This window comes from Vibrio crassostreae 9ZC13 (assembly GCF_000272045.2).
GTDB classification, from domain to species: domain Bacteria; phylum Pseudomonadota; class Gammaproteobacteria; order Enterobacterales; family Vibrionaceae; genus Vibrio; species Vibrio crassostreae_C.
On the sequence record NZ_AJYZ02000019.1, the window covers coordinates 987,793 to 1,012,980 of the forward strand.

The 25,188-nt window shown below is 44.2% G+C and carries 22 protein-coding genes; 11 read left to right on the top strand and 11 right to left on the bottom strand.

Translation table 11 applies throughout. The features are described from left to right. Positions 1 to 107 precede the first annotated feature (107 nt). Positions 108 to 626 carry an NUDIX hydrolase gene (locus tag A136_RS05555; protein WP_017059522.1) on the bottom strand — a complete coding sequence of 173 codons (519 nt, stop codon included), beginning with the start codon at positions 624 to 626 and terminating at the stop codon, positions 108 to 110. A gap of 302 nt (positions 627 to 928) precedes the next feature. Between A136_RS05555 and A136_RS05560 the strand changes: the two genes are divergently transcribed. Together A136_RS05560 and A136_RS23110 are read left to right on the top strand one after the other, a co-directional pair. Continuing rightward, positions 929 to 1,189 (top strand): putative hemolysin, encoded by a 261-nt coding sequence (locus A136_RS05560; RefSeq protein ID WP_017059521.1) that lies wholly within the window; start codon positions 929 to 931, stop codon positions 1,187 to 1,189. Positions 1,190 to 1,227: 38 nt separating this feature from the next. After that, the gene (locus A136_RS23110) at positions 1,228 to 1,350 is read left to right on the top strand and encodes a hypothetical protein (RefSeq protein ID WP_017059520.1); all 123 of its coding nucleotides are present in this window, start codon (positions 1,228 to 1,230) and stop codon (positions 1,348 to 1,350) included. A gap of 4 nt (positions 1,351 to 1,354) precedes the next feature. Here A136_RS23110 and A136_RS05565 read toward each other — a convergent pair whose 3' ends face one another. Then, complete coding sequence (locus A136_RS05565) at positions 1,355 to 2,233, bottom strand: YdcF family protein (protein ID WP_017064809.1); 879 nt, start codon at positions 2,231 to 2,233, stop codon at positions 1,355 to 1,357. A gap of 356 nt (positions 2,234 to 2,589) precedes the next feature. Between A136_RS05565 and A136_RS05570 the strand changes: the two genes are divergently transcribed. From A136_RS05570 to A136_RS05580, 3 genes are all read left to right on the top strand, one after another. Beyond that, on the top strand, positions 2,590 to 3,960 hold the full coding sequence (locus A136_RS05570; protein ID WP_017068616.1) for an L-serine ammonia-lyase: 1,371 nt from the start codon (positions 2,590 to 2,592) through the stop codon (positions 3,958 to 3,960). A gap of 446 nt (positions 3,961 to 4,406) precedes the next feature. Then, positions 4,407 to 5,885: an MFS transporter gene (locus tag A136_RS05575; RefSeq protein WP_069601584.1), complete on the top strand. Its 1,479-nt coding sequence runs from the start codon at positions 4,407 to 4,409 to the stop codon at positions 5,883 to 5,885. A 200-nt stretch (positions 5,886 to 6,085) separates the two neighbouring features. Beyond that, positions 6,086 to 6,868 (top strand): siderophore-interacting protein, encoded by a 783-nt coding sequence (locus tag A136_RS05580; RefSeq protein WP_017064813.1) that lies wholly within the window; start codon positions 6,086 to 6,088, stop codon positions 6,866 to 6,868. A 134-nt stretch (positions 6,869 to 7,002) separates the two neighbouring features. Here A136_RS05580 and A136_RS05585 read toward each other — a convergent pair whose 3' ends face one another. From A136_RS05585 to A136_RS05610, 6 genes are all read right to left on the bottom strand, one after another. Continuing rightward, on the bottom strand, positions 7,003 to 7,905 hold the full coding sequence (locus tag A136_RS05585) for a multidrug transporter (protein ID WP_017064814.1): 903 nt from the start codon (positions 7,903 to 7,905) through the stop codon (positions 7,003 to 7,005). A gap of 137 nt (positions 7,906 to 8,042) precedes the next feature. Beyond that, positions 8,043 to 8,747, bottom strand: coding sequence for a phosphonate utilization transcriptional regulator PhnR (phnR, locus tag A136_RS05590; RefSeq protein WP_017064815.1), 705 nt, complete (start codon positions 8,745 to 8,747; stop codon positions 8,043 to 8,045). Between the two features lie 68 nt (positions 8,748 to 8,815). Then, positions 8,816 to 10,525, bottom strand: coding sequence for a putative 2-aminoethylphosphonate ABC transporter permease subunit (locus A136_RS05595; protein WP_017064816.1), 1,710 nt, complete (start codon positions 10,523 to 10,525; stop codon positions 8,816 to 8,818). Positions 10,526 to 10,546: 21 nt separating this feature from the next. Further along, positions 10,547 to 11,656 carry a putative 2-aminoethylphosphonate ABC transporter ATP-binding protein gene (locus A136_RS05600; protein WP_017064817.1) on the bottom strand — a complete coding sequence of 370 codons (1,110 nt, stop codon included), beginning with the start codon at positions 11,654 to 11,656 and terminating at the stop codon, positions 10,547 to 10,549. Positions 11,657 to 11,883: 227 nt separating this feature from the next. Next, positions 11,884 to 13,305, bottom strand: a complete 1,422-nt coding sequence (locus tag A136_RS05605) for an FAD-dependent oxidoreductase (protein ID WP_017064818.1) — start codon at positions 13,303 to 13,305, stop codon at positions 11,884 to 11,886. Between the two features lie 136 nt (positions 13,306 to 13,441). Next, positions 13,442 to 14,452: a putative 2-aminoethylphosphonate ABC transporter substrate-binding protein gene (locus A136_RS05610; RefSeq protein WP_032546872.1), complete on the bottom strand. Its 1,011-nt coding sequence runs from the start codon at positions 14,450 to 14,452 to the stop codon at positions 13,442 to 13,444. Between the two features lie 366 nt (positions 14,453 to 14,818). Here A136_RS05610 and phnW point away from each other — a divergent pair, with 366 nt between their 5' ends. From phnW to A136_RS05630, 4 genes are all read left to right on the top strand, one after another. Continuing rightward, a complete protein-coding gene (gene phnW, locus A136_RS05615; RefSeq protein ID WP_017064820.1) occupies positions 14,819 to 15,922 on the top strand; it encodes a 2-aminoethylphosphonate--pyruvate transaminase in 1,104 nt (367 codons plus the stop codon). Then, entirely contained in the window at positions 15,922 to 17,343 is a 1,422-nt protein-coding gene (locus A136_RS05620; RefSeq protein ID WP_017064821.1) for an aspartate aminotransferase family protein, read from the top strand. Before phnW ends, A136_RS05620 begins: the two co-directional genes overlap by 1 nt. Positions 17,344 to 17,435: 92 nt before the next feature. Then, complete coding sequence (gene phnX / locus A136_RS05625; protein ID WP_017064822.1) at positions 17,436 to 18,254, top strand: phosphonoacetaldehyde hydrolase; 819 nt, start codon at positions 17,436 to 17,438, stop codon at positions 18,252 to 18,254. A gap of 440 nt (positions 18,255 to 18,694) precedes the next feature. Further along, positions 18,695 to 19,765: an OmpA family protein gene (locus A136_RS05630; RefSeq protein ID WP_017064823.1), complete on the top strand. Its 1,071-nt coding sequence runs from the start codon at positions 18,695 to 18,697 to the stop codon at positions 19,763 to 19,765. 166 nt (positions 19,766 to 19,931) lie between these two features. On the opposite strand, the gene A136_RS05635 is transcribed toward A136_RS05630, so the two are convergent. Beyond that, positions 19,932 to 20,330 (bottom strand): OsmC family protein, encoded by a 399-nt coding sequence (locus A136_RS05635; RefSeq protein WP_017064824.1) that lies wholly within the window; start codon positions 20,328 to 20,330, stop codon positions 19,932 to 19,934. Between the two features lie 200 nt (positions 20,331 to 20,530). On the opposite strand from A136_RS05635, the gene msrB reads away from it, so the two are divergent. Then, the gene (msrB, locus tag A136_RS05640) at positions 20,531 to 21,673 is read left to right on the top strand and encodes a peptide-methionine (R)-S-oxide reductase MsrB (RefSeq protein ID WP_017064825.1); all 1,143 of its coding nucleotides are present in this window, start codon (positions 20,531 to 20,533) and stop codon (positions 21,671 to 21,673) included. A 98-nt stretch (positions 21,674 to 21,771) separates the two neighbouring features. Here msrB and A136_RS05645 read toward each other — a convergent pair whose 3' ends face one another. Continuing rightward, positions 21,772 to 23,139 carry a TrkH family potassium uptake protein gene (locus A136_RS05645; RefSeq protein ID WP_017061741.1) on the bottom strand — a complete coding sequence of 456 codons (1,368 nt, stop codon included), beginning with the start codon at positions 23,137 to 23,139 and terminating at the stop codon, positions 21,772 to 21,774. A 19-nt stretch (positions 23,140 to 23,158) separates the two neighbouring features. Further along, positions 23,159 to 23,815 (bottom strand): potassium channel family protein, encoded by a 657-nt coding sequence (locus A136_RS05650; RefSeq protein ID WP_017064826.1) that lies wholly within the window; start codon positions 23,813 to 23,815, stop codon positions 23,159 to 23,161. A gap of 186 nt (positions 23,816 to 24,001) precedes the next feature. Here A136_RS05650 and A136_RS05655 point away from each other — a divergent pair, with 186 nt between their 5' ends. Further along, positions 24,002 to 25,171: a mechanosensitive ion channel family protein gene (locus A136_RS05655; protein ID WP_017064827.1), complete on the top strand. Its 1,170-nt coding sequence runs from the start codon at positions 24,002 to 24,004 to the stop codon at positions 25,169 to 25,171. Positions 25,172 to 25,188 lie beyond the last annotated feature (17 nt).

Below are 25,188 nucleotides of genomic sequence, written 5' to 3' on the forward strand. Positions count from 1 at the left end.
ATATTCAATAATTAGTTTCCGCTATTAAATTTTAGCATTGCTAGAAACAATTTTGCCGCCAAAAGTGGCGGCAAATAAATAGCTTAGCAGGCTAGTATTGATAACGGCTAAAGCATCTCTTTGGCAATCAAATGCAGCAAAAAGGTTTCACGTTCAATACTCATGCCCTTCTTAGGGCTCTCTGCCATGGTCTTTTCGTTATGAGCGATCGCTTCATGGATATTCATCCACACCGGTTTCATCCCGTTTTTCACTTCATAATCTTCGTAAGCCGTTTCACCAAGCTCACGATCGATCTTGCATGAGTAGCAGTAAGAAATCATGTGCATCATGTCTGCATCATCTTTGTACCAAGGACGAAACTCTTCAAAAATGCCGAACGGCTTGATGCTATGGATATTCTTCGCGCCAGTCTCTTCTTCGAGTTCACGAACCATACCTGCGATCACATCTTCCCCTTCATCCAAACCACCACCAGGAATGGTGTAGTCGTGATAACGCTCTGTATACAGCATCAGAATGTCTTCACCATCTAACACAATGGCACGGGCAGCGTTGCGCTTATAGACCGTTTTATTGTCTAGATGGTCGATATCAGGATGGATGGTTGTTTTTAGGTGTCTCATGATTCTGACTGCTCTACTGAATTTGGCGGCATCATATCATAATCATCAATAGATTCGAGGTTCACAACCGCTAACCAGAACGGATCGGACGGGGATATTCCTACGGTAACTTGAATACACTTAGCTTGATCTAACACTCAAAAAGTCGTTAAACATGAAGAAATATCAACCTATTTCAATATCTTGACCAAATTAGGACAACCTTTTCTGAAATCTAAAATATACTAATTTCATAGAGCTTCTCATTTGGTTCTGTAGAACTTAACGCATTCGATTATAGAGTTATCACGTAGGAGATAGACATGAAGAAAATTGGTTTGATGGCTGTATGTGCCGTTGTATTAGGCGGTTGTGCAAACGACTATGCAGAATATAGCGAGGGCCAACGTGTTTCAGTCGCTAACCCAGCAGCGGTTTATTGTGTTCAACAAGACGGTGAATTAGACACGGTTACTGAAAACAATCAGCGTACAACTTACTGTGTATTCGATGACGGCGAGCGCATTGAACAGTGGGAGTACTACCGCAATAACCATGAGCAAGATTCAGAAAACCAAAGTTAATCACTGTAAAAAACACATGAGCCTTCTGGCACAATGTTATGGGCGATGATTACGTTCGAGCGGTTAAAAACATCGCTGAAGAAGGCACTGAGCTTCTAGCTTACTGTCTGATTGCCTTTGCGAGTTTAAAGACCGTTATTGGCATCACGAGAAAGAAATAATCACCTATCGCCACCAGCGATGTGTGTGATCCGATTCCGGATCTAAATAACGATTCAATAAAGTCAGGTTAGTATCTAGTAGAGCTAGGTATTCCCTGACTTTTTTTACATCGGTACCCACTGAAGTCTGCTGGATACAGCGCTCCAATGCTGGGAGTAAACTCTCCACAATGTCAAAGTCAGATGAACGTCCAACGAGCTCTTTGGCAGTGATCAATGCTTCCAAAGACAGTCTTTCTGGCTCTCGTCTAACCAACTCTAAATCTCGCTTAAATGCGCCCGCACAAACACCTTCAAGATAAACTCGGTAGGTCGTCAGTACGTCCATCAACAGAAACAATTGCCCCTGAGCACTTTGATGTGGGTATGGCACCGCAACATGAGCCTCCAACCTGCGATCTATTTGCTGCTCTACCCCAAGTGCGGAACACTTCTCGATGAGAACTTTAAGCAAACCTTGCTCGCCCATGAGCGATTGAATCTCGAATATACGTTGTAAATGGTAGTCATTCGAAACGAATGTCACTTGCACACTTTGCCCGCGAGTAAACAGCCCGCTTGCAATCATCTCTGAGGCCAAGTTCTGTATGTTCTCGACAGTGTTGGTCGAGTGCTGCTCGAGCAAAATCGCCCCTAAAGAAAACGGATGTTCACGCTGCTTTTCAAGCTTTCTAAAGTACTGGTGCATCGCGTCGGCTTCAGACAGTGTTTGCCCTTTTGTTAGCCCACCACAAAATGCTACCGCAGTTTGCTGATTCGACTCTTCTACCAAAGGCTCCGCCAGATACTCAACCAAAGCATCAACTCGACTGATTCCTTCATCAGTCAATTTATTCTCATTAAGTCGCTTACCCAGCACAATAAGGAGGTGATTAATGCTCATTTTATGTTCAAGTCTCGTTTTGGGGATTAGATGGAGTGAATTATGTATACAATACTTGTTAACAAAAGTATTTTGAAATTCTTATATGTTGCTCGCAATAATGCTCACTATTGATAGCGACATCTTAGGTAATACAAGAATAAACGTGTCGCTTTACAGCAAACATAGCACGCTCTTGTATTTCATCGCTCTATGCTTGTTAGCACTGGTCGATAAAAGAGCCCTTTCAATCAATGAATACGCTCAATCGCATAACTATTTCACCCAAAGAACAGGTTCACTCAAAGAAGTGCAACTAACTAAATACAAATTTTACACAGAGTTCGTCCATCGAACCGTCTTCACAGGAAGTTACTATGCTGTCTATTTTCGATATCTACAAAATTGGGGTTGGGCCATCCAGCTCCCACACAAATGGACCAATGATCGCTGGGTTTAACTTTACCCAAAAAATTGATGCTCAGCTTAAGCAAGTGAAGCGTATTCAAATCGACTTATACGGCTCGTTATCATTGACGGGTATTGGTCACCACACAGACAGAGCGACCTTGTTAGGTTTGCTAGGTAACCGCCCCGACACCATTAAAATCACCAGTGCTAACCAAGCGATGCGTAAGGCGATTGAAGATAAATCTCTATTGGTTAGCGGTAACCATGAAATTTATTTCGATGTAGAAAGCGATCTGCTCTTCCACAAGACCAACCTTCCGTTGCATGAAAATGGTATGACTATCTCTGCCTTTGACGAAAGCGGCAGCCTTCTGGATATGGAAACCTACTACTCGATTGGTGGTGGCTTTATCGCAACCGCTGATGAGCTACAAAACGGCAAACAGGAAGCAGAAACTCAAGTTGAGTTCCCTTTCTCTTCTGCTGATCAGTTGCTTGAACTATCCGAACAACAAGGACTGAGCCTTGGTGGCTTAATTCTACGTAACGAAGTTTCATTCCAAGGTATGGATGTGATTGACCAGAAAGCCGACCAAATTTGGAAGGTGATGTCTCTGTGTATGCAGCGTGGCTTTGACACGGAAGGCATCCTTGATGGCGGCCTAGAAGTCACTCGTCGAGCACCTGCTCTGCTTAAAAAGCTTGAAGCGAATGCCTCGATTGAAAACGATCCAATGGAGATCATGGATTGGATTAACCTATTTGCCTTTGCCGTGAGTGAAGAGAATGCAGCGGGCGGTCAGGTCGTGACATCACCTACTAATGGTGCGGCTGGCGTTATTCCTGCGGTTTTGATGTACTACCATCGTTTCATCAAAGAGCTAGACACTAAGCAGCTTAAAGACTTCTTGGCTGTCTCTGGTGCAATCGGCATCTTATACAAAACCAACGCTTCGATTTCTGGCGCAGAGGTAGGTTGTCAGGGTGAAGTCGGCGTTTCTTCATCAATGGCCGCAGCAGGCCTAACTGCCCTACGTGGTGGTAGCAACGAACAGATTTGTATTGCCGCTGAGATCGCGATGGAACACTCACTGGGCATGACATGCGATCCGATCGGCGGACTTGTTCAGGTGCCATGTATCGAACGTAACGCAATGGGTGCAATGAAAGCCATCAATGCATCGCGCATGGCGTTGAAACGTACCAGCAAGTGTCTTATCTCGTTAGACAAGGTTATCGAGACCATGTATCAAACAGGTAAAGACATGAACAAGAAGTACCGTGAAACTTCTCTAGGCGGCCTAGCCGTGATCCACATGGCACCACCGTGTGAATAGCTAGTTGCGGTGAATAGTCGAGATACAGAGAATAGTTGACACGCACGACGAGAAATCGCCTCACTCAGAACCGTTATTGTAAACTTAGTTTTCGATATCCAAACAAAGGCCAGCCACCAAGCTGGCTTTTTTATTGGCTAAAATCCAACAGCCAATTGAAAGTGACACTCACTTGAACATTTTACAAGATGACCAATGTTAACTTTTCCTTTATCCGTTCATTACTTAGCCACAAATGAAGGTAGTTAAATTTCTCACAGTTATGCATCCATTATCAAAATCTAACATTGCAAATTTCATTCATGAGAAATATCAATGCACTCATAAGAAAAGGTATATCGAGTAAAGTTCTGTTTGGGATGCATGTTTCATTTTATGTATTGCTAGTGATGGTATTATAATTAGGTTATTACACTACATCTTAATACTAATGTGAGAATAAAATAATGTGGAATAGATTAAACAAATCAATGATGTTCTGCCAAATGATGTTTGGACTTTCGTTCTATGGCGTCATGGTGATCTTGACTCGTTTCTTCCTTGAAGATCTTAACTACAATGAAGCCGACACAATGATGGTTGTTGGTGCTTTCTCTGCAATCGGACCGCTATTTGCTATCGCAGGTGGCTTTATCGCCGACAAGTTTTTAGGCGCTTACCGATCTTTAACCATTGCCTTCCTAGGGTTCGCAAGTGGTTACGTTCTACTGGTACTTGGTGCAGCAGCAACCAATGTTCCGATGGCATTATGTGGTATTGCGTTAGCAAGTTATGCACGTGGTTTGATGTCCCCTTCTTACCCAAGTCTTTACAAACGCACGTTCAAAACTCAAGAAGATTTTGAGAACTGCTACCCAATCAACTACTCAGTAAACAATATTGGTGCTCTGTTAGGCCAATACCTGTTCCCAATGCTAGTACTTGTTGTTGGTTTCCACGGTGGTTTCCTTCTTTCAGCGGTTCTAGCCGGTGCTGCGCTTCTGATGATGATCTTTGTTCGCAAAGGCCTTGTTGAAGCAAGTGCTGAAATCGACCAAAAACCAGTAAGCACTAAAAACTGGGCAGCGTTCCTTGGTCTTTCTGCCGCTATGATTGGCTTGGTATTCTTCATGTTCTCGAACATGGATATTGGCCAAAACATCGTATACGCAATTGGCGGTGCAGCAATCGTCTACTTTGTTTCTTTGATGTTGAAATCGAAGAAATCAGACATGCTGAAAATGGGCACTATTTTAATCATCACATTCCTGACGACATGTTTCTTCGTGTACTACGGTCAGATGATGACTTCGATGACAATGGTAGCGATCAACACAATGCGTGGCGATCTATTTGGTTTTATCCCTGTTGCACCTGAAGCTTCAATGGCAATGAACCCACTATGGTGTATGGTTGCTGGTCCTATCATCGCGGGTATCTTCTCTAGCCTAGAAAAGAAAAACATTAACTTCTCAACTGCAACCAAAGTCGGTTTCTCTTTCATCCTTACGGCTATCGCTTTCGGTATCCTTACGATGGCAGTAACGACAGTTGGTGACGATGTTCTGATCCGCCCAGAAGTCTTCCTAGCGATTCACTTCTTCCTAGCATTCGGTGAAGTGATTGTAGGTTCAATGGTTGTAGCCTTCATCCTGTCTGTTGCACCTAAGCACATTGAAAACTTCTCAGTAAGCTTGTTCTCTGTTGCTATCGCACTATCAGGCATTGTTGGCGCGGTATTCTCAACGTCTATTGCACTAGAGAAAGGTCAAGAGATCACACAAGAGATCGTGCAAACGGTTTACGGTGATTACTTCCAAATGCTGACTGTTCTTGCCGTCGTGATGGTAGGTATCGCAATGGCAGCATCGTTCATTATTCGTAAGATGCTAGAAGCTGCGAAAGCCGCTGAAGAAACGATTGAACTAGAGCAAGCAAACAGCTAATTCTGTTCGCTGAGTAAAATCAATCCTAAGAGCCCTTTAGTTTTCTAAAGGGCTCTTTTTTGTAGGATCCGTTTCTCAATAGGATCTGTCGTATAAGTTAGGTAGTACATGTGTAAATAAAAGTAAATGATAACTATTAGTATTGAGTGTTTTTTAGTTCAGGATTATGATGTGGAAATCCAAATCTAAGAGAGCCTTATATGAGCAAGCCTAGCCCTATCACATTAACCGTTACTCAAACCTCAACAATTACTCCAAACATGCAGCGCATAACGCTTAGCGGTGAGGGATTAAGTAAATACCCAACAGAATGTGCCGGCGGCTACATCAAGCTTTTATTCTCGCCACTTGGCACGACTGATTTAAGCCAGCTAAACGAAGGTGAGCGCCCAACCATGCGTACCTACACCATTCGTCAGTACAATCCTGTAGAGCAGTGGATTGAAGTCGATTTCGTTCGTCACATCACTAAAGATTTGCAGTGTGGCTTTGCTGCAAGGTGGGCAATGAACGCGAAAGTGGGTGACACTATTTCAGTGGCTGGTCCTGTTTTAATTCAGGGGCTTAACCTAGAGTCAGACTGGTTCTTCTTAGTTGCAGACATGACGTCCCTACCTGCGCTTTCTGCAAAAGTAAAAACGCTCCCAGAAACAGCAACTGGTCACGCTATCATTCAGATCAACTCAGCAGCAGATAAGCAGGTACTTGAGACTCCTCAAGGTATCAAAGTAACCTGGTTGATTGAAGATGAAACCTCAGAGTCACTTTCACAAACCGTGCGCAACACAGAATGGTTAGAAGGTCAGGTTTCAATATGGACAGCGTGTGAATTTGAAAGCATGCGTGAGCTAAGACAATACTTCCGCAACGAAAAAGAAGTCGCGAAAGAGAACATCTACATCAGCAGCTACTGGAAACGTGGTGTCACTGAAGATGGCCACAAAGTGTTGAAACAGCAAGATGCTCAAGATTTAGCGGGGTAAGTCTTTTACTACCTACAGCTTCTTACTAAATAAAGAGAAAACGCCCTTAACGAAGTTTGTTTCGCTAAGGGCGTTTTTTCATTTAACTTAATAGAGATACCTATTCACAAATCCCCAATCACTCAGGCGATCTTTTAAGTCAATGAGATAACTAAGCCAGCAATAATTAGAGATACGCCTACACCGCGAGTCGCGTGCCACTTTTCCTTTAAAAAGTAGATCCCCATCACTACTCCGAAGATGATGCTTACTTGCCTTAGAGCGACAACCAAGCTGACATTTTCAGTCATGGTCATCGCAAATAATACGAGGCCATAGGTCGAAGCCATCATAATGCCTGCAAGCGTGGCTTTCTTTCGCAGTATCCAAGCATTAGTAAACTCGATTCTTTGGTTGGTTACGAATAACCAAACACTCAACGGAATCACAATTGCCCAAAACTGAATGCCTAGATAGAAAATCGCGGTGTGCTTGTTAGTTATAACTGGTGTGCTCAAAGGATCGAGTAACAAAAGCGCTTCTTTATCAATGATGGAATAGCCCGTGGTACCAATGGCCGCGATCAACGCCCACAGTACGCCAAGGTTGAGATACGCTTTTAACCTAAGATCTGAAAACTTCTTAAGTGGTACAAACAAACAACCCAAGGTAATCAAGGTGAACCCAAACCATTGATTGGGTGACAGCTCATAGCCTATCAACACCGTGCCTAAACCCACCATCAACACGGGCAGTGCCCGTGCCATTGGGTAAATCACACCGATATCAGCTTGTTTATAGGCCGCGCCTAACCCAATCAAATAGATGATTTGACAGATCCCACTCAAGAAAACCAGTTGCCAAAATGGAAGTAAGATATTTGACAGTCCAACGCTGTGAACATACCAGATCAAGTAAGGCGTCAATATCGCTGCGGCGGCAAAGCCAGAGGCTAAGAAGAATGACGAGCCCGAGCCTTGATTAGATTTACCTAGAACGTTCCAACCCGCGTGAAGCAAAGCCGAAATGATCACGATTACAATCGCAGAGAATTCCATTTCATTCCTAAATTATTGATGAATTAGCACAACGGCTGACAACAGGTGATAAAAAAGGCCTCCGAATAAGAGACCTTTGAGCGTTTCAATTGGGCAATCCTGCATAATTGCAGATATGCCAACGTTATAACGTATGACTAGCGCTCTAGCTGTGCGATCGACTCGATGCTGATCGCGTCATGACGCCAATATTCAATATCGCAATCAATCAAATCACCGTCTTGATTGTAATTAACACGCTCAACCACCATAGCAGGAGAACCAGAAGTCGCACGCAGAGCTTGCGCGGTTTCGCCAAGCAAAGACGTTGTGCTCACTCGATAACGGATCTTCTGATACACCACACCAAAGTGTTCGCGGTAGATGTCCGTCAACGATTTAGACAAGTCATAATCAAGCAAGTTAGGGAACAACTCTGGTCGAATGTAGTTGGTCACATACACAACGGGCCTGTCTTCAAGATAACGAACTCTGTCTACTCGATAAACGTCCGAAAAAGGTTGCAGCTCAAGAAGCCTAGTTGCTTCCTTGGTCGCTAAAATGCCTTTCGCCGCCACCAACTCTGTTTTCGGCTTACGATTCTGCGACAAAGCCATATTCGTGAAGTTCAGCGTTTGTGTTGGATCGTAGCGCAGTGGCGCTGGAGAGATAAACCAACCACGTCGGTCTTCTCGATAAATTCGTCCTTCCGCTTCAAGTGAAGACAAGGCTTCACGTAACGTAACTCGTGTTGTATCAAACGATTCAGCCAGTTTGCGCTCCGCAGGCAGCTTCTGTCGTGGTGTTAACATCCCCGACTCTATCTGCTCTACGATGACGTCTTTGATTTTTACGTACTGCACTTCATTTCCTTTTATTCTTGTTCTTGTCGTCAGCCATTCCTTGGCCAACTGCAATATAAAATGGTTCGCTAGCGTTTGCGCCAAGCTTGGGTGCGCTTCTCGAATAACTTGTTGATTAACATATGAATCAACTTCGCGCTCGCTGCCGATATCATGATCATCACCGCCATGGCAGCTGCTGCACCCGTTTGTCCCGCATCATCCATATTCAGTACTGAAACTGACGCAGGTATCGTATCGGTAGAATACAAGAATACTACCGCAGATGTCGTGGTAAGTGCATTAATAAACAGGTATGTCGCAATATCTAAAATCGCAGGCAGACAAACGGGTACCGTCACCTTAAAGAACAGCTTGTATTGCGGTAAGTTTACCGAAGCCGCTGTTGCTTCAATTTCGGAAGGCAGTTGTTTCAATGCCGTTAACGCCGTCATGTGCCCTACCGTGTAGTAGTGAACCACGGTATTAATCACCAAGAACGCCATCGTGCCATACAAGAAGTTAAGTGGGTTACTCAAATCATTGAAGTAGAAGATATAACCCAAACCCAGCACCATACCCGGAACGGCCATCGGAACAACGCTGAGCATTTGCATCGCTTGACGAACAGGACCGAAGGCGCGACCTTTCTCAATGCAGTATGCACCTAAGAAAATCAGAACAGTACCAATAACCGCAGTCCAAGCACCAAGCGTTAAGGAGTTGAAGAATGGCGCCCAACCATAAGTACTCATTTCTGCGAAGTTGTAGTTGTTTAGCGTCAGCGCTTTGTTCCAAGGCCAGAAGGTGACCATCGAACCGTATATCGCCATGCCCAACACAATAACCACAGCAGCAGAGATGATGGTGCAATAAAGGAAACATAAGCCATCACGTAGTGAACTAGGTTCAGGTTGGTACGCGACAGAACGAGTATCAAACAAGCTCTTTTGTTTCTTTTGAACCCAGCGGTCAACGGTAAACGCAAGCAACGCAGGTAATAGCAGCAAGATACTGGTTACTGCACCCATAGAGAAGTTCTGTTGACCAACCACCTGCTTAAAGATGTCAGTCGATAACACGTTGTAGCTACCACCTATCACCTTTGGCACACCAAAGTCACAAACCACCAGCGTAAACACAACGATCAGGGTACTGATCAAGCCGTATTTTGCCGCAGGTAACGTCACCATAAAGAAAGTTTTTAACGATGAAGTATTGAGTGCACGTGCTGCCTCATAAAGGCGAGCGTCAGAGGTTCTTAATGAGGTGGTCAGAATCATCAAGGCGTGTGGAAACGTCCAAAATATCAAGCCCAGTGAGATACCAATCAAACCATAAACCGAGTTGCCCCCCAAGACTTCTTTAGCGATACCTTGGTTACCAAATAAGAAGATAAGACTGATTGCAGGAAGCAGTGACGGAGCAAGAATAGGCGCAGAACCCAGTACTTGAAAAAGCCCCTTAAAAGGCATGCATGAACGAGTTAGCGCATAGGCATAACCAAACGCCAAGACACCCACGATTACGGTCACTAGCAATCCAAGCGTGAAGGTATTACCTACCGATTGCCACAGGCTTTGAGACGCAAAATACGTAGCGAAATTCTGTAAACCTACAAATTCACCGTCTGCGTTCTGAACACTCTTTTTCAACATTGCCCACAGTGGCATCAGGATAAACAACGTCATGACCACAGACAAAAAGGCCAACAGCCCAAATAGAATTACGTTGTCTTTGCTTAACCGAGCCAGAAAAGGTTGTACTCGTCGTTGAATTAGCAGCTTAGATTGCATCATTTGAGTCGATTCCATGATTGATTACGCCGCCTCGTCTTTCATCACTTGCAGGCTTTTCGATGAGTAAGCTCTAAGGCCTTCTTGATCAAACGCCACGTAACGAATATCACTGCGACGCAGCTTCAATCGGTTGAACTCTTTGACGGGTACATCAACGATGATCTCTTTCGCCGTTGAGTCATGTTGCAATTGACACTCAACACGATAAAACGCCCCTAAGAATTCGCTTGATACGATTCTCACTGGCAAGGATTCACTAAAACGATTAACAAACTGGATTTGCTCTGGACGAACGGCAATATCAAAAACATCACCCAGATTTGGCGTGAGATTATCTAAGCCAGGTAACGGCAGCATTGACTCAGCAATACGCATCTTGCCTTGAGCCGCAACAGAAGCTTGAATAAAGTTCATGCTACCAACAAACTCAGCCACAAAACGACTGACAGGTTTTTGGTAGATCTCTTGAGGAGCACCGACCTGCTCGATAACACCATGATTCATCACGACAATACGGTCTGCCATCGTTAACGCTTCATCTTGGTCGTGCGTCACCATAATAGTGGTGATACCCAATTTGCGTTGCAGTTGGCAGATCTCATCACGTAGGTGTGTTCTTACCTTCGCATCCAACGCAGAAAGCGGTTCATCGAGTAGCAACAAGCCTGGAGACAAGGCTAATGCGCGAGCCAGAGCAACACGCTGCTGCTGTCCACCAGATAGCTGATTTGGAAATTTCTGACCAGACGTTGGTAAGCCAATGGTCTCTAACCAAGACTCAACCGTCTCAAGGGTTTCTTTGGTCGACATGCCTTGGTTTTTCAGACCAATCGCAATGTTTTCTTCCACAGTGAGATTTGGAAACAAAGCGTAAGATTGGAACACGATGCCAAAGTCGCGCTTTTCTGGTGGCAAGAAGGTCGTATCATTACCGTTCTGCTCAATGGAACCTGAAGTTGGCAAGTCTAGACCTGCAATCGCACGTAATAAGGTGGTTTTTCCACAGCCGGACGGGCCAAGAAAACAGACGAACTCGCCTTTATCTATCGATAGGGAGATGTCTTTTAACGCTGTAAATTGGCCAAATTGCTTTACAACGTTTTCAATATTCAAATAAGTTTGGTTGCTCATACTACAGCACTCTCTATATGGTATATACCAAATTTAAACTGAGAATATTGCAGTTGAGTGACAAATTTATAGAAGCTAAATGACAGTTATATTGCAGATATAATAAGCATTAAAGATTGCTATTTGTTCAGCATTAAAAGTTCGTTCAACGTTGAAAGCCCTCAGTGACTTGCCCATAAATCACTGAGAGCCTAAATGTAAACTTCTAATTTAAACGCTAGATTAATCTATGATTCAACCTTGTCGGCTTTGCCCGCCGCACCTGCGAGTTTGGATAACTGTTTATCTAGCCACAATGGCTTGCTACCCGAATCTTCCGCGTTCTCTTTTCTTCGTACCGCATCACGCACCATCATCGCACCTACCCAACGAAATGGCTCTGGCGGGAAGTGTCCTAATGGGCCTTTGGTTAAACCACTTCGTGTCCATGCATTGTCGATATCGAGTACCATTGCTGACAAAATTTTTCCGCCCATACGGGTTTGAGCAACGCCATTGCCTGAATAACCAAGCCCATAATAGATGTTGCCTTGGCCTTTTAGATTACCGAAAAATGGCAGACCGGTGACCGAACGATCTGAGCCTCCTGACCAGTTGTAATCGAATTCACTTTGTTCCAATTTAGGGAACAGTTTTTGAAACGATTGATTGAGAATCGGCAGGTAGTTGGTCGTTTGGTTAAACATGCTTTCAACTTGATTGGCAAACGAGAACTTATTACCGCCTTTGCCCAACATGAGTCGTCCGTCCTGGGTATCTCGGTAGTAGTGGACAAAGATACGCGAATCTACCACCGCCGCCCCTTTCTCTGGGCCAAATTGCTTGAGCTTTTCCGGAATGGGCTTGGTCACCACCATATCTGAAGAGACAACCACAATGCTGCGTTTGAACTCTTTGAAGTGATCGAGCATCCACGCATTGAGTGCCAAAATCACTTTATCCGCAAATACTGACCCGCCTTTGGTTTGAATTCGAGCGGGAGAGCCATAGTCGAGTGATGTCATTTCTGTGTTTTCGTGAATTTCGACACCCAATTCGATCGCAACGCGGCGTAAGCCTCTCGCCAATAACGCTGGCTGCACACTACCCGCAGCTTCTGAGTAGTAACCCTCAATGTGGCGTTCAGATCCCGCTTTATCAGCCAAAGAATTGTCGCACTTCTTCCAGCTATTGATACCCTGCTTAACCAGCTCATTAACAACAGGCTCCATTCCACCCTTTTGGGCTTCATTAGTCGCCGTGTAGTAAGTACCGCTTCGATATAGATGCGCGTCAATCTTGTGTTCGTTACAGAAGGCTTCGATCTCGTATATAACCTTTTCCGACTCCTTAACCAACCATTTCGCTTGTTCTTTTCCATAGAGCTTTTTCAGCGTCGGATACTTAGTTGACCACGTCAGCATGCAACCGCCGTTCGCACTAGAAGCACCGCTACCACATAGGCCTTTTTCAATCACGACAACATGCTTTTCTGGTTGCTGTTGTTTGATTAAAATCGCCGTCCATAAACCCGTATAGCCACCGCCAACAATGGCGATATCACAGTTGACGTCTTTTTGGAGCGGCTTAGCCGAATCTAGCCCCGCATGGATGTTGCCAAACTCTTGTTCCAACGCTTGCTTGAACCAATATGAGTAGTGCTTTGTCATTTGTTGTACCTTACTTAAAACCTAAAGGCGTAAAACTAAAAAAGGAAGACCGAAGCCTTCCTTTACTGATTTCTAACTTCTAATGAACTAAACAGTTAAATAGCTAAATAGTTAATTAACTGAGTAGCTCGATAGATTAAGATTTTGGCTCTGATTTAGCGTCAAACTTCTCAGACCATGTTTTCAATACGTCTGCACGCTCGCTGCCCATACGTGCAAAGTCCATTTTTGCCATGTTCTTTTCGACGTTAGGGAAGTTTTCAATTGTTGCCGTCACATCTTGGTGACCAACAACTGGGTACATTTCGATGTAAAGCTCGTTTGCTGCTTTAGAGATAGACCAATCAACCACGCGTTGCGCAGCATCAGACGGCTTCACAAGACCTACCGCTTCAGATTCCCAGCCGATACCTTCAGGCGTAATCACAGAAAGTGGTGCACCTTGAGTTTTCAGCTTAGCGCCGCGGCTCGCCATAGAAATACCGATAGCGACTTCACCCATACCCGCTTGAACACATGGCTTAGAACCAGAGTGCGTGTAGTGAGCGATGTTTTGGTCTAGCTTCTGCATGTAGTTCCAACCTTGGTCTTCACCCATGTTTTGTAGCCAAGCAGACACTTGCATATAACCCGTACCAGAAGACGCTGGGTTTGGCATCGCAATGTGGCCTTTGTAGATAGGCTTGGTTAGGTCATCCCAAGATTTAGGTGCTGGTAAGTTAAGTTGTTTCGCTACCGCTTCGTTGAAACAAACCGCATTGAAGAATGCATCGTTGCCATACCAAGCTTGAGTAGATTGCGGATCGTTGAGGTTTGAGCGCAGCGCTTCTACACCTTGAGGCGTATAAGGTTTCAGGACGCCCTCTTCTTTAAGCAATGCCATTGAAGAACCCGCAAGGCCCCACACCACTTCTGCACGAGGGTTGTTTTTCTCAGCTAATAATTTTGCCGTCATGATCCCGGTTGAATCACGAACCCATTTGATGTTGATGTCTGGGTTTTCGCTTTCAAAAGCATTTTTGTACTTCGCTAAGATGTCAGTTTCAAAAGCGGTATAAACCGTCACTTCCTGTGCCGCATAAGCGTTACCAGCTAATAGTGTGACTAATGCTGCAAGTGATCCTTTCATAAAACGGTTTTTCATCATTTTCTCCAGTCAGGCCCTACTCTAAAGTGAGAAGCTGCCAAAATTAAAAATTGCCAAAGTTAAAGTTGTTAAAGCTAGAAGCCCTATCGAGAGGCACCTATATTCAAAAATTCATTCCAGTTGTTGGCACACACCCGCACATTGGTATGTACCAGATTTCAATTATTAAGCTAACTGGCTTTTGTGACGATTAAATGAACGAAAAATGGCAATTTAAAGATCGAAAACTTTCTCAAGACAAGTGACCATTTTTAATATGAAGCTTTTGTGAAAATGATGTTTGGGCTATTTACGACCGTTTAAATTGGTTGTTAAAGTAGCTCTAAATATTGGTATAGTCCAAAATTAAAATCACGAGAGTTGAACATGAGAAACGAATACTTACTGCTGACACCGGGCCCTTTATCTACTTCTGAAACCGTTCGCCAAGCGATGTTAAAAGATTGGTGTACTTGGGATGATGAATACAACAAAGACGTTGTTGAAGTGATTCGTAGCAAGCTAGTGACTTTAGCGACTAAGCAAGCGGGATATACAAGCGTATTAATGCAAGGTAGCGGCACCGCTTCGGTAGAAGCAACAATCGGTAGCGTTATCTCTAACAGCGATAAGCTTCTTGTGGTCGATAACGGTGCGTATGGTGCTCGTATTGCTCAAATCGCAGAATATTTAAACATTCCATGCCATGTCGTTTCCCCAGGTGAAACATCACAGCCTGACTTGAACGAAATGGAAACGGCATTGGCCATGGATTCAGACATTACTCACGTTGCGATTGTGCATTGTGAAACCACGACAGGCATGCTGAATCCAATTGAAGACATTGCCAAATTGGCAAAACAGCACAACAAAACCGTCATTCTCGATGCAATGTCGAGCTTTGGTGGCATCCCTATGGATATCGCTGACTTAGGTGTCGATTACATGATCAGCTCAGCAAACAAGTGTATTCAAGGTGTACCGGGGTTCGGCTTTGTTATTGCGAAGCAATCGGAACTGGAAAAATGCAAAGGCCAGGCTCGTTCATTAAGCCTTGACCTGTTTGACCAATGGTACTGCATGGAAAGCAACCATGGTAAATGGCGCTTCACCTCTCCGACTCACACAGTGCGTGCTTTCTACCAAGCCCTGCTTGAACTGGAACAGGAAGGCGGTATCGAAGCTCGTCATAATCGTTACCAAACCAACCAAACCACATTGGTTGCAGGTATGCGCTCTCTTGGTTTTGAGCCTCTGCTAAATGATGACCTTCATTCACCGATTATCACCTCTTTCTATTCTCCAACTCATAGCGATTACCAATTCAAGGAATTCTATGACCGTTTGAAAGAACAAGGTTTTGTGATTTACCCGGGCAAGGTTTCAAACGCCGACTGCTTCCGAATCGGTAACATCGGTGAAGTGTATCCGTCAGACATTGAAGCTCTAATTGGCGCAATTAAGAATGCTATGTACTGGGACATCAAATAATGACGATGGCCAATCAAGATTCTGTTCTAAAGGCGACACACTTTCGAAGCGAAGGCGATGTGAACACCACGCCAGCGCGTGAGAAATGGAACGAGTCGCTAAACGATGATGCGACTCAAGCGATGTTAAAACGTGACTCTGACGTATTTCTTCATCAAGCGATGTCAACGCCTTGTCTAGACACACTTGAAGCAGCTGAAGGCATCTACATTCAAGATGCGACGGGCAAGAAGTACATGGACTTTCACGGTAACAATGTTCATCAATTGGGTTATGGCCATCCACATATCATTAATAAAGTGACTCAACAAATGGCTTCATTGCCGTTTTCACCACGTCGCTTTACCAATGAAACAGCCGTTCAATGCGCTGAAAAGCTGACACAGATCTGCGGTGGTGAGTTGAACCGCGTGTTGTTTGCACCGGGTGGTACTTCGGTTATCGGCATGGCACTCAAACTGGCTCGACATGTCACCAACAACTTCAAGGTCGTTTCACTGTGGGACTCATTCCATGGCGCGTCACTGGACACAATTTCAGTGGGTGGTGAAGCTTGTTTCCGCGAAGGCATGGGCCCGTTAATGGCTGGCGTAGAACGCATTCCACCAGCCGTCTCTTATCGTGGCGCTTTCCCGTTTAACGAGAATAGCGCAGTCAATGCAAACGAAACTGCATGCGACGTTCACTATGCCGACTATTTAGAGTATGTGATTGAAAAAGAAGGTGGCATTGGAGCCTTCATTGCCGAAGCAGTGCGTAACACAGACGTTCAGGTTCCAAGCAAAGCTTACTGGAAGCGCATCCGTGAGATTTGTGATAAGCATAACGTCATGTTGATCATCGACGACATTCCAAACGGTATGGGTCGTAGTGGCGAATGGTTCACTCACCAGGCCTTTGATATCGAACCTGACATTCTTTGTATCGGTAAAGGTTTTGGCGGGGGCTTGGTTCCAATTGCAGCCATGGTCACTAAAGACAAATACAACACGGCAGCGCAAGTATCACTTGGTCACTACACCCACGAGAAAAGTCCTATTGGCTGCGCGGCGGCACTGGCTACGATGGAAGTGATTGAGCAAGAAAATCTACTTGAAAAAGTACAAGCGGACAGCGCATTCGTGCGTGAACAACTGCTTCAAATGAAAGAGAAATACCCAGTCATTGGTGACGTTCGCGGCATCGGCCTGCTCTGGGGAGTGGAATTGGTCACTGACCATATCACCAAAAACCGAGCGTTCGATGAAGCAGAAGCAGTACTTTACCAATGTCTGAACGATGGCCTGAGCTTTAAGGTGTCACAAGGTAACGTGATTCAATTAAGCCCGCCATTGATCATCAGTCGCAGCGAGCTAGAAGTCGCTCTGTCTGTATTCGAAAAAGCGATAGCCAAAGTCTGCAAAGATTTTGAATACCTTTAATTCTCGAAATCAACATTTAAACCAATAACCTTAAACAACCATTTGTTTCCCAGAACTTTGAACTGGGAGTGACACAAAAATAGGACACTATTATGAACACGACATCACCTATCCAAGCGGTTATCTTTGACTGGGCCGGCACTATCGTTGATTTTGGGTCGTTTGCTCCAACTAGCATCTTCGTTGAAGCATTCAAACAAGGTTTCGACTTTGACATCGACTTAGCTGAAGCTCGTGAACCTATGGGTATCGGTAAATGGGATCACATCCAAGCGGTGGGTCGAATCCCTGCTGTTGACGCTCGTTGGAAAGCTCAGTTCGGATGCTCAATGACAAGTGAAGACGTTGACGCGATCTACGCGGCATTCATGCCTCTTCAAAAAGCGAAAGTAGCCGATCACGCAGCACCTATTTTGAATGCGATAGAAGTGGTCAATAACCTAAAAGAGAAGAACGTGAAGATCGGATCTTGTTCAGGTTACCCACGTGAAGTGATGGATGTGCTAATCCCTGCTGCTGCAGATTACGGTTACCACCCAGACAACATCGTAGCAACCGATGACCTACCTCAAGGCGGTCGCCCTGCTCCATTTATGGCACTTAAAAACGTAATCGACCTTGGCGTAACCAGCGTTTCAGCATGTGTGAAAGTGGATGATGCAGCACCTGGGATCGATGAAGGTCACAACGCAGGTATGTGGACAGTAGGCCTTGTATTATCAGGTAACGAAGCAGGCTTAACGTATCAAGAATATTTAGATGCAGACGAGACAACACTTACAGCTGCACGTGAAAAAGCAAGCGTTAGGCTAAACGAATCAAACCCGCACTACTTGATCGATACCATTGCAGACCTACCAGGCGTCATTGCAGATATTGAACAGCGTTTACTGGCAGGAGAGCGCCCATAAGCAAAAGCGAGATGTTCACGTGACGTAAAGTACGTGAAAAACATCTCTAATCGCTTTAATTCAAATCCCTATCCAATCATGTACTCATTCGAGTTATACATATTGGGTGGGGATTTTTGTTTTATAAGCATGATAAAGCGCAAGTTTTTTACTTATTACCCGTAGCGCCACTGGTAAATAGACGAGGCTAGGCTATAGCTTAAACATAAACATTCCAACAAATGATAAAATCAACAATAAAGGCATCTTAAATATATAATATTTAACAATTTCATTGACTCCAATACGCAATCAGATTAACAATATAAGTACTGAGAAAGAAACAGGTTCACCTGAACCAACACCTTGATTTACTTATTATAAGCAGTGTCGTAACCCAATAAGTGATCGTTTTACTGGTAAGTTCAGATAAAAATAAGAGTTAATCCAAGGAAAAAATTATGAAAAAACTGTCAAAAATCATGTGTGCTGTTGTAGCCGCTTCAGGCCTAGCAGCAGCGCCTTCTATTGCTGCAACGACTTACGTGGGTGCAAAAGTGGGCGTGGGCTGGCTAGACAGCGCATGCGTAAGCGGTGAAAAGTGTGATGATGATGCAATTGGTGCAGGCATCTACTCTGGCTACAATTTTAATGACAAGTTTGGTATTGAGCTAAGCTCAGACTTCCTTGGCGACTACAAGACAAGCTTTTCAAAGAACGGCACAACAGCTGCGTTCAGCGATCCACTGATCGCAATCTCGCTAACTCCAATGTACCGCCTAGCAGTACAACAAGAGTTTGACGTATTCTTTAAAGCAGGTCCTGCTTACATTTCACACGGTGGCGAGGATGACGTCGTTCTTTCTGCTGGTATCGGTGTAGAGAAGCAACTATCTTCTGATTGGGCATTACGTGTTGAATACCAATACTTTGATGATTTCGACGACAACTACGTTCAAGACCTGAACTCGAACCTACTATCAGTTGGTGTTAGCTACAACTTCGGTACTGGCAACACCACAGCATCAGCGGCGGCTGCAACAGCTTCTGCAGTAGCAGTGACTCAAGCGCCATCTGAGCCAATCACAGAACCAGCAGTTGTTGTTGAAGAGAAGACAACCGTGGTTGTTACTAAAGCGCAAACTGAGAGCTTCTCTCAAGGTATGTTTGAGACAAACAGTACTGAACTGTCTACAGATGGTAAAATTGCATTAATGCCATTAGTTGAAGTACTTAAAGCTCACCCTCAATCATCAGTTGATGTTGTTGGTCACACCGACTCAACAGGTGCAGCTGAGTATAATCTAATGATCTCTAAGAAACGTGCTGCTGCTGTAGCCGCATACATCGAAGAGCAAGGCATTGAAGCAGACCGTATTACAGCGTCAGGTGAAGGCGAAGAGAATCCAATTGCATCAAACGCTACAGCTGAAGGTCGTGCTCAAAACCGTCGTGTTGACGCAACGATCCCTGGTTTTGAATACCAAGAAGAAGTCAAAGTTGAAGAAGTTATCGTAGAAGCTGCTGAATAATAGCACTCTACCTTAGTTAAAATAATAAGGGCGGAGCACTTTAAAGTGCTCCGCCCTTTTCTTTGTCTGGCTATGCCTAAAAACCGTAAGCGATAAGCCGTAAGCCGTAAGCCGTAAGCCGTAAGCCGTAAAGATTAGCCTACCGCCAAGCTGTACAATCAGAAGACTAGACGATTTCCCAACTATGAGTCATCTCTACGCCAGCACCCAACATTAGACATACAGAACAGTACTTTTCTAATGAATCCGCACACACCTTAGCGACCTGCTCAGGATCAAGGTTGTCACCAGACACTTCAAAGTGAATATTAATCACAGTAAAGATTTTCGGCGCTGTTTCACGACGTTTGGTTTCAAGCTTTGCATTGCAACCAGTGATGCTTTGACCCGCAGATTTCAAACCGTCCACTACATCAACAGAGCTACAGCCACCAGCAGCCATTAACACCATTTCCATCGGGCTTGGCGCAGTAGCACCGCCGCTTCCATCCATAACAATAGAATGGCCTGATTGAGATTGACCGAGGAATTTAAAGCCTTCGACCCATTTAACTTCTGCTTGCATGTTGTTCCTTAGATGTACGAAAACGTCATCATTATTTGGTATTTTATATCAATGCCTACACCCTACTACTGGCGGCATTTATGAGCAAGATTTTCTATTTGAGATATTTTTTTCATGAATAGTGTAATTTTTTCCATCTAAAACCTGTCTCTATTCGTACATTCAAAATCGAATGAGAAAAACGTCAAGATGAGGTATCTATGAATAAATTATCTAAAATATTGGTATCACTCGTGGTTACACTACCACTGATTTCGCTGTTTGTAAGCCAGACTGGCACTGCCAATACAATGGATAAAACGGCTAGTTCAGGTAAAACTGAAATCGCGACACTGGCTGGTGGTTGTTTTTGGTGTACAGAATCCGATCTAGAAAAACTGACAGGCGTGACCGACGTTATCTCTGGGTATTCTGGCGGTGAACTAGAAAACCCAACCTACAAACAAGTATCCTCAGGCAAGTCAGGTCACATCGAAGTGATCAACGTGACCTATAACCCTGATGTGGTTAGCTACGAACAGGTTCTTGACCAATTCTTCCGACACATCGACCCAACCGATGACAAAGGTTCTTTTGTAGACCGAGGCCGTCATTATCGACCAGCTATTTTCTATCATAACCAAGCACAAAAAGATGTTGCTCAGAACTTCATGATGGAAATCGACAAAGCTAATATCTTTGGTGAACCACTAAAAACAGAACTGATTGAATTTGAGAAGTTCTGGCCAGCAGAAGATTACCACCAAGATTATTACAAGAAGAGTAAGGTTCGTTATAACTACTACCGCTATGCTTCTGGCCGCGATCAGTACCTAGATAAGATCTTCGGTGATGATAGAAAGGACAACCCTAAAACACTACGTCAGATAATCGACAGTAAGAATGCGACAGCGAATGCTAAAACATACGTAAAACCGTCTGATGCAGAGATCAAAGCGAAGCTTACAGCACTTCAATACGATGTAACGCAAGAAGACGCTACTGAGCGCCCATTTGACAACAAATACTGGGATAACAAGCAAGAAGGTATTTACGTTGATATCGTAACTGGGGAGCCATTGTTCTCTTCAAAAGACAAATACAAGTCAGGCACAGGCTGGCCGAGCTTTACACAGCCAATCAGCGAGGCTTATGTCGTCACAACTACTGACTACAAACTGCTTTACCCAAGAACAGAGGTTCGCAGTAAGTTTGGTGATTCTCACTTGGGACATGTATTTAAAGATGGTCCAAAACCAACAGGGTTACGTTACTGCATGAACTCAGCCGCAATGCGCTTTATCCCAGCGGATAAATTAGCAGAAGAAGGCTATGAGGAATACGTTGAGATGTTTGAGGGCTAAGCATTCAGCATTTAACGAACAGCCTATAACAACAAAGCCAGCATATCGCTGGCTTTGTTTTTATTTACAGAGCTTTATTTATCAGCCCGTGAACCTAATTAACCAGTCAACACCGTGTCTTCTGGATATTTCAACAAGGAAGGTTCTGGGCGAGCTAGCATATAAGCCAAGGTCAAAGGACCGATACGTCCAATCACCATAACAACAATCATGATGTATTTACCTGGCTCAGTCAGGTTCGCGGTTAAGCCAGCGGTTAAGCCAACCGTTGCAAAGGCTGAAATCACCTCAAACATGACTCGATCAAACGCTGCCTTTTCAGTAAGCATTAACAAAAACATCGCGGTGGTTAATAACGCCCCACTTACCACAATAATGGCCAATGACTTTGTTACCGCTTGCCAAGTTACGGTTCGCTTAAACATCACTACATGTTTCTTCTGGCGTAAAAACGTCCACGTCGCAACAAACGCGACGGCAAAGGTCGAAACCTTAATACCACCACCCGTTGAGGTAGAACCGGCACCAATCAACATCAGTACAATCATTACCAGCAATGCCGGCTGAGTGTATTGAGACAAATCCACACTATTAAAGCCAGCAGTACGAGCACTTGCCGACTGGAAAAATGCGGCTAGCCACTGTCCTTGAGTCGATAGCCCTTCCATGGTTGCTGAGTTATTTCTTTCCAGCAGCCAGAACAATACCGTACCCACCAACAATAAAGTCGGGGTTGCGGTTAGCATAATCTTAGTGTGTAAATGAAGATGTCGAAAACCTTTACGCCAATTACTGGATAGGTCACCCACTACCGTGAAGCCTAAACCACCAAAAATGAACAAAGCCGCGAGCGTAAAAATCACTAATGGGTCATCAACAAAGCTCATCATACTGTCTGAAAACAGTGCAAAACCTGCGTTATTGAATGCAGATATCGCATGAAATAGTGCATAAAAACTGCCCGTTGACCATCCCATCTCAGGTACCCAGCGGAAGCAGAGCAATACAAAACCGATAAATTCAGCCACTAATGCAAAGATGATGATCTTCTTAACTAATTTACGAAGGTTAATCTTACGATCTTGACCAAGCGCTTCTTTCGCGAGTGCTTGTTGTTTAAGGCTTAACCTAACACCGAACATGTAAAGCAGTACCGCAGATAGAGTCATCTGCCCTAACCCGCCGACTTGCATCAAGAACATCAGTAAGATTTTGCCCGCCAAGGTGAAATGCTCACCGGTATCGACAACACCTAATCCTGTCACACTGATCGCCGAGGTTGCTGTAAACAGTGCATCCGTAAAACTTAGGCCTGTCACAGAGAATACAGGCATCGTCAACAATATTGCAGAGGGGATAAGTACGCCTAAGAAGCTCGTAAGGATAATCTTAGGTTCAGAGCCTTTACGTGGCTTTTTATCACTCTTAAGCGTGTAGAAAGTACCTTTTCGTTTTAACGAATTCATACTGTTACCTTATTGCCAATTACCAATTGCGTAGCTTTCTAGATAAGGTCTCTTTCGGCCCAGCGATGATCACCACATCCCCAATTTCTAAACTCACATCCAATTCTGGTGCTTTAGTGAGGTTCGGCCCTCGCTTGAAGCCAAGTACCTCAACACCATTTTCTTTACACAGCTTAAGATCGCCAAGTTTCTTACCCAACAGTTTAGAACCAATAACAATCTCCGTCATCGCTAAGCCACTGCCAAGGTCGATAAATTCGAGAACGCGTCTGTCCAGTATCTTACGAGCAACACGAATACCCATATCGCGCTCGGGCATGATGATATGGTCAGCACCAATCTTAGAGAGGATCTTGCCGTGGAACTTATCATTCGCCTTAACCCAGACTGCTTTTGCTCCAGATTCTTTCACCACCAAAGTCGTTAGAATGCTTGAGTTAACGTCAGAGCCTATCGACACCATCACCATATCGTAATCATCGAGTCTTAACTCTTTAACTGTCTCCTCGCTTGTACAGTTCGCAACAATCGCTTGTGAAACAAAAGCCGCTGCTTCTTTCACTCGCTCTTCATCAATATCGACGGCCAGTACCTGTGCCCCTGAACTTTGTAGCTCTTTGCAAACAGACAGACCAAATCGCCCTAAACCGATAACTGCATATTGTTTGTCGCTCATTTGAAATCCTGTTTAGAAATTTTAATTACACGGGATAGCCAAACCTACATTAGTTTCTATCTCAAAAAAAGTTAGTTCTGCAAGAATAAGGTTATACTATTGTCATAATCGCTTGATTTATAAAGGTAGAGAACAACTCGAGTTTCTGCTAATTTCCAATTCATAATTTCTGCGGCAGCACACACAATGAATGAATTCATAACCCAAGTACAAACCTACATCAACCAGAGCCATAGTGATTGGGCAAACAGCGTCCTATTCATCACTATGGCGAGTTTTCTCGCTTGGGTAGCTTGGCGAATTATCCATAATCGCTTAGAAATTCTGGTTCAGAAAACCCCATTCCACTGGGACGATCTACTGCTAGAAGCACTAAAAACCCCTGTCAGCACGTTACTTTGGTGTTGGCCTGCTACAGTATCTGTCGGGCTCATCCTTCAAGACCAGTTTGGCAATGAAATCAACTGGTTAAAAACACTTAAGCACATATTAATTATCTGTACCTTCGTTTGGTTTACCTTACGAATGATCACTAACACAGAAGCCTATGTCTTAGAGCAAAAAAACAGAGACGAAACCACAGTACAGGCAATTGCGAAAGTCGCTCGCCTGTTCTTTATGGTGATGGGCGGCCTAACCATTATGCAGGCATTTGGGCTCAGTCTTTCCGGCTTACTCACCTTTGGTGGTGTTGGTGGTTTAATTGTCGGTTTAGCTGCAAAAGATCTACTGTCGAATTTCTTCGGTGGCATGATGATTTACTTCGACCGCCCTTTTAAAGTCGGTGATTGGATACGTTCTCCCGATCGTCAAATCGAAGGCACTGTCGAACGCATTGGTTGGCGCATGACGATCATCCGCACTTTTGATAAGCGTCCTTTGTACGTGCCAAATTCGGTGTTCAGTAGTATTGTGGTAGAGAATCCATCGAGAATGTTGAATCGTAGAATCAATGAAACCTTTGGTCTTCGTTATCAAGATGCAGACAAATTGGCGCTCATTGTTGATGATGTAAGAACCATGCTCGAGACCCACCCAGATATTGATGCCAAACAGACGTTGATCGTTAACTTTGACAAATTTGGGCCATCAACGCTCAACTTCTTTATCTATACCTTCACAAAAACAGTCAACTGGATCAGGTACCACAAAGTGAAGCAAGACGTTCTGTTACAGGTTCTGGCGATTATTCATAAACACAATGCAGACATCGCGTTCCCAACACAGACACTCAAGATTGACCCTCAAGACTTTTCTAATGTTCAAGATCATAACAGCGTTCAAAGCCTAGGTGATAATCAGAATATTAGCGATCCCAAAGACATGTTGAACTCCCCTACGGAAGGTCATCGATAGTCATATCCTTCTTGGTT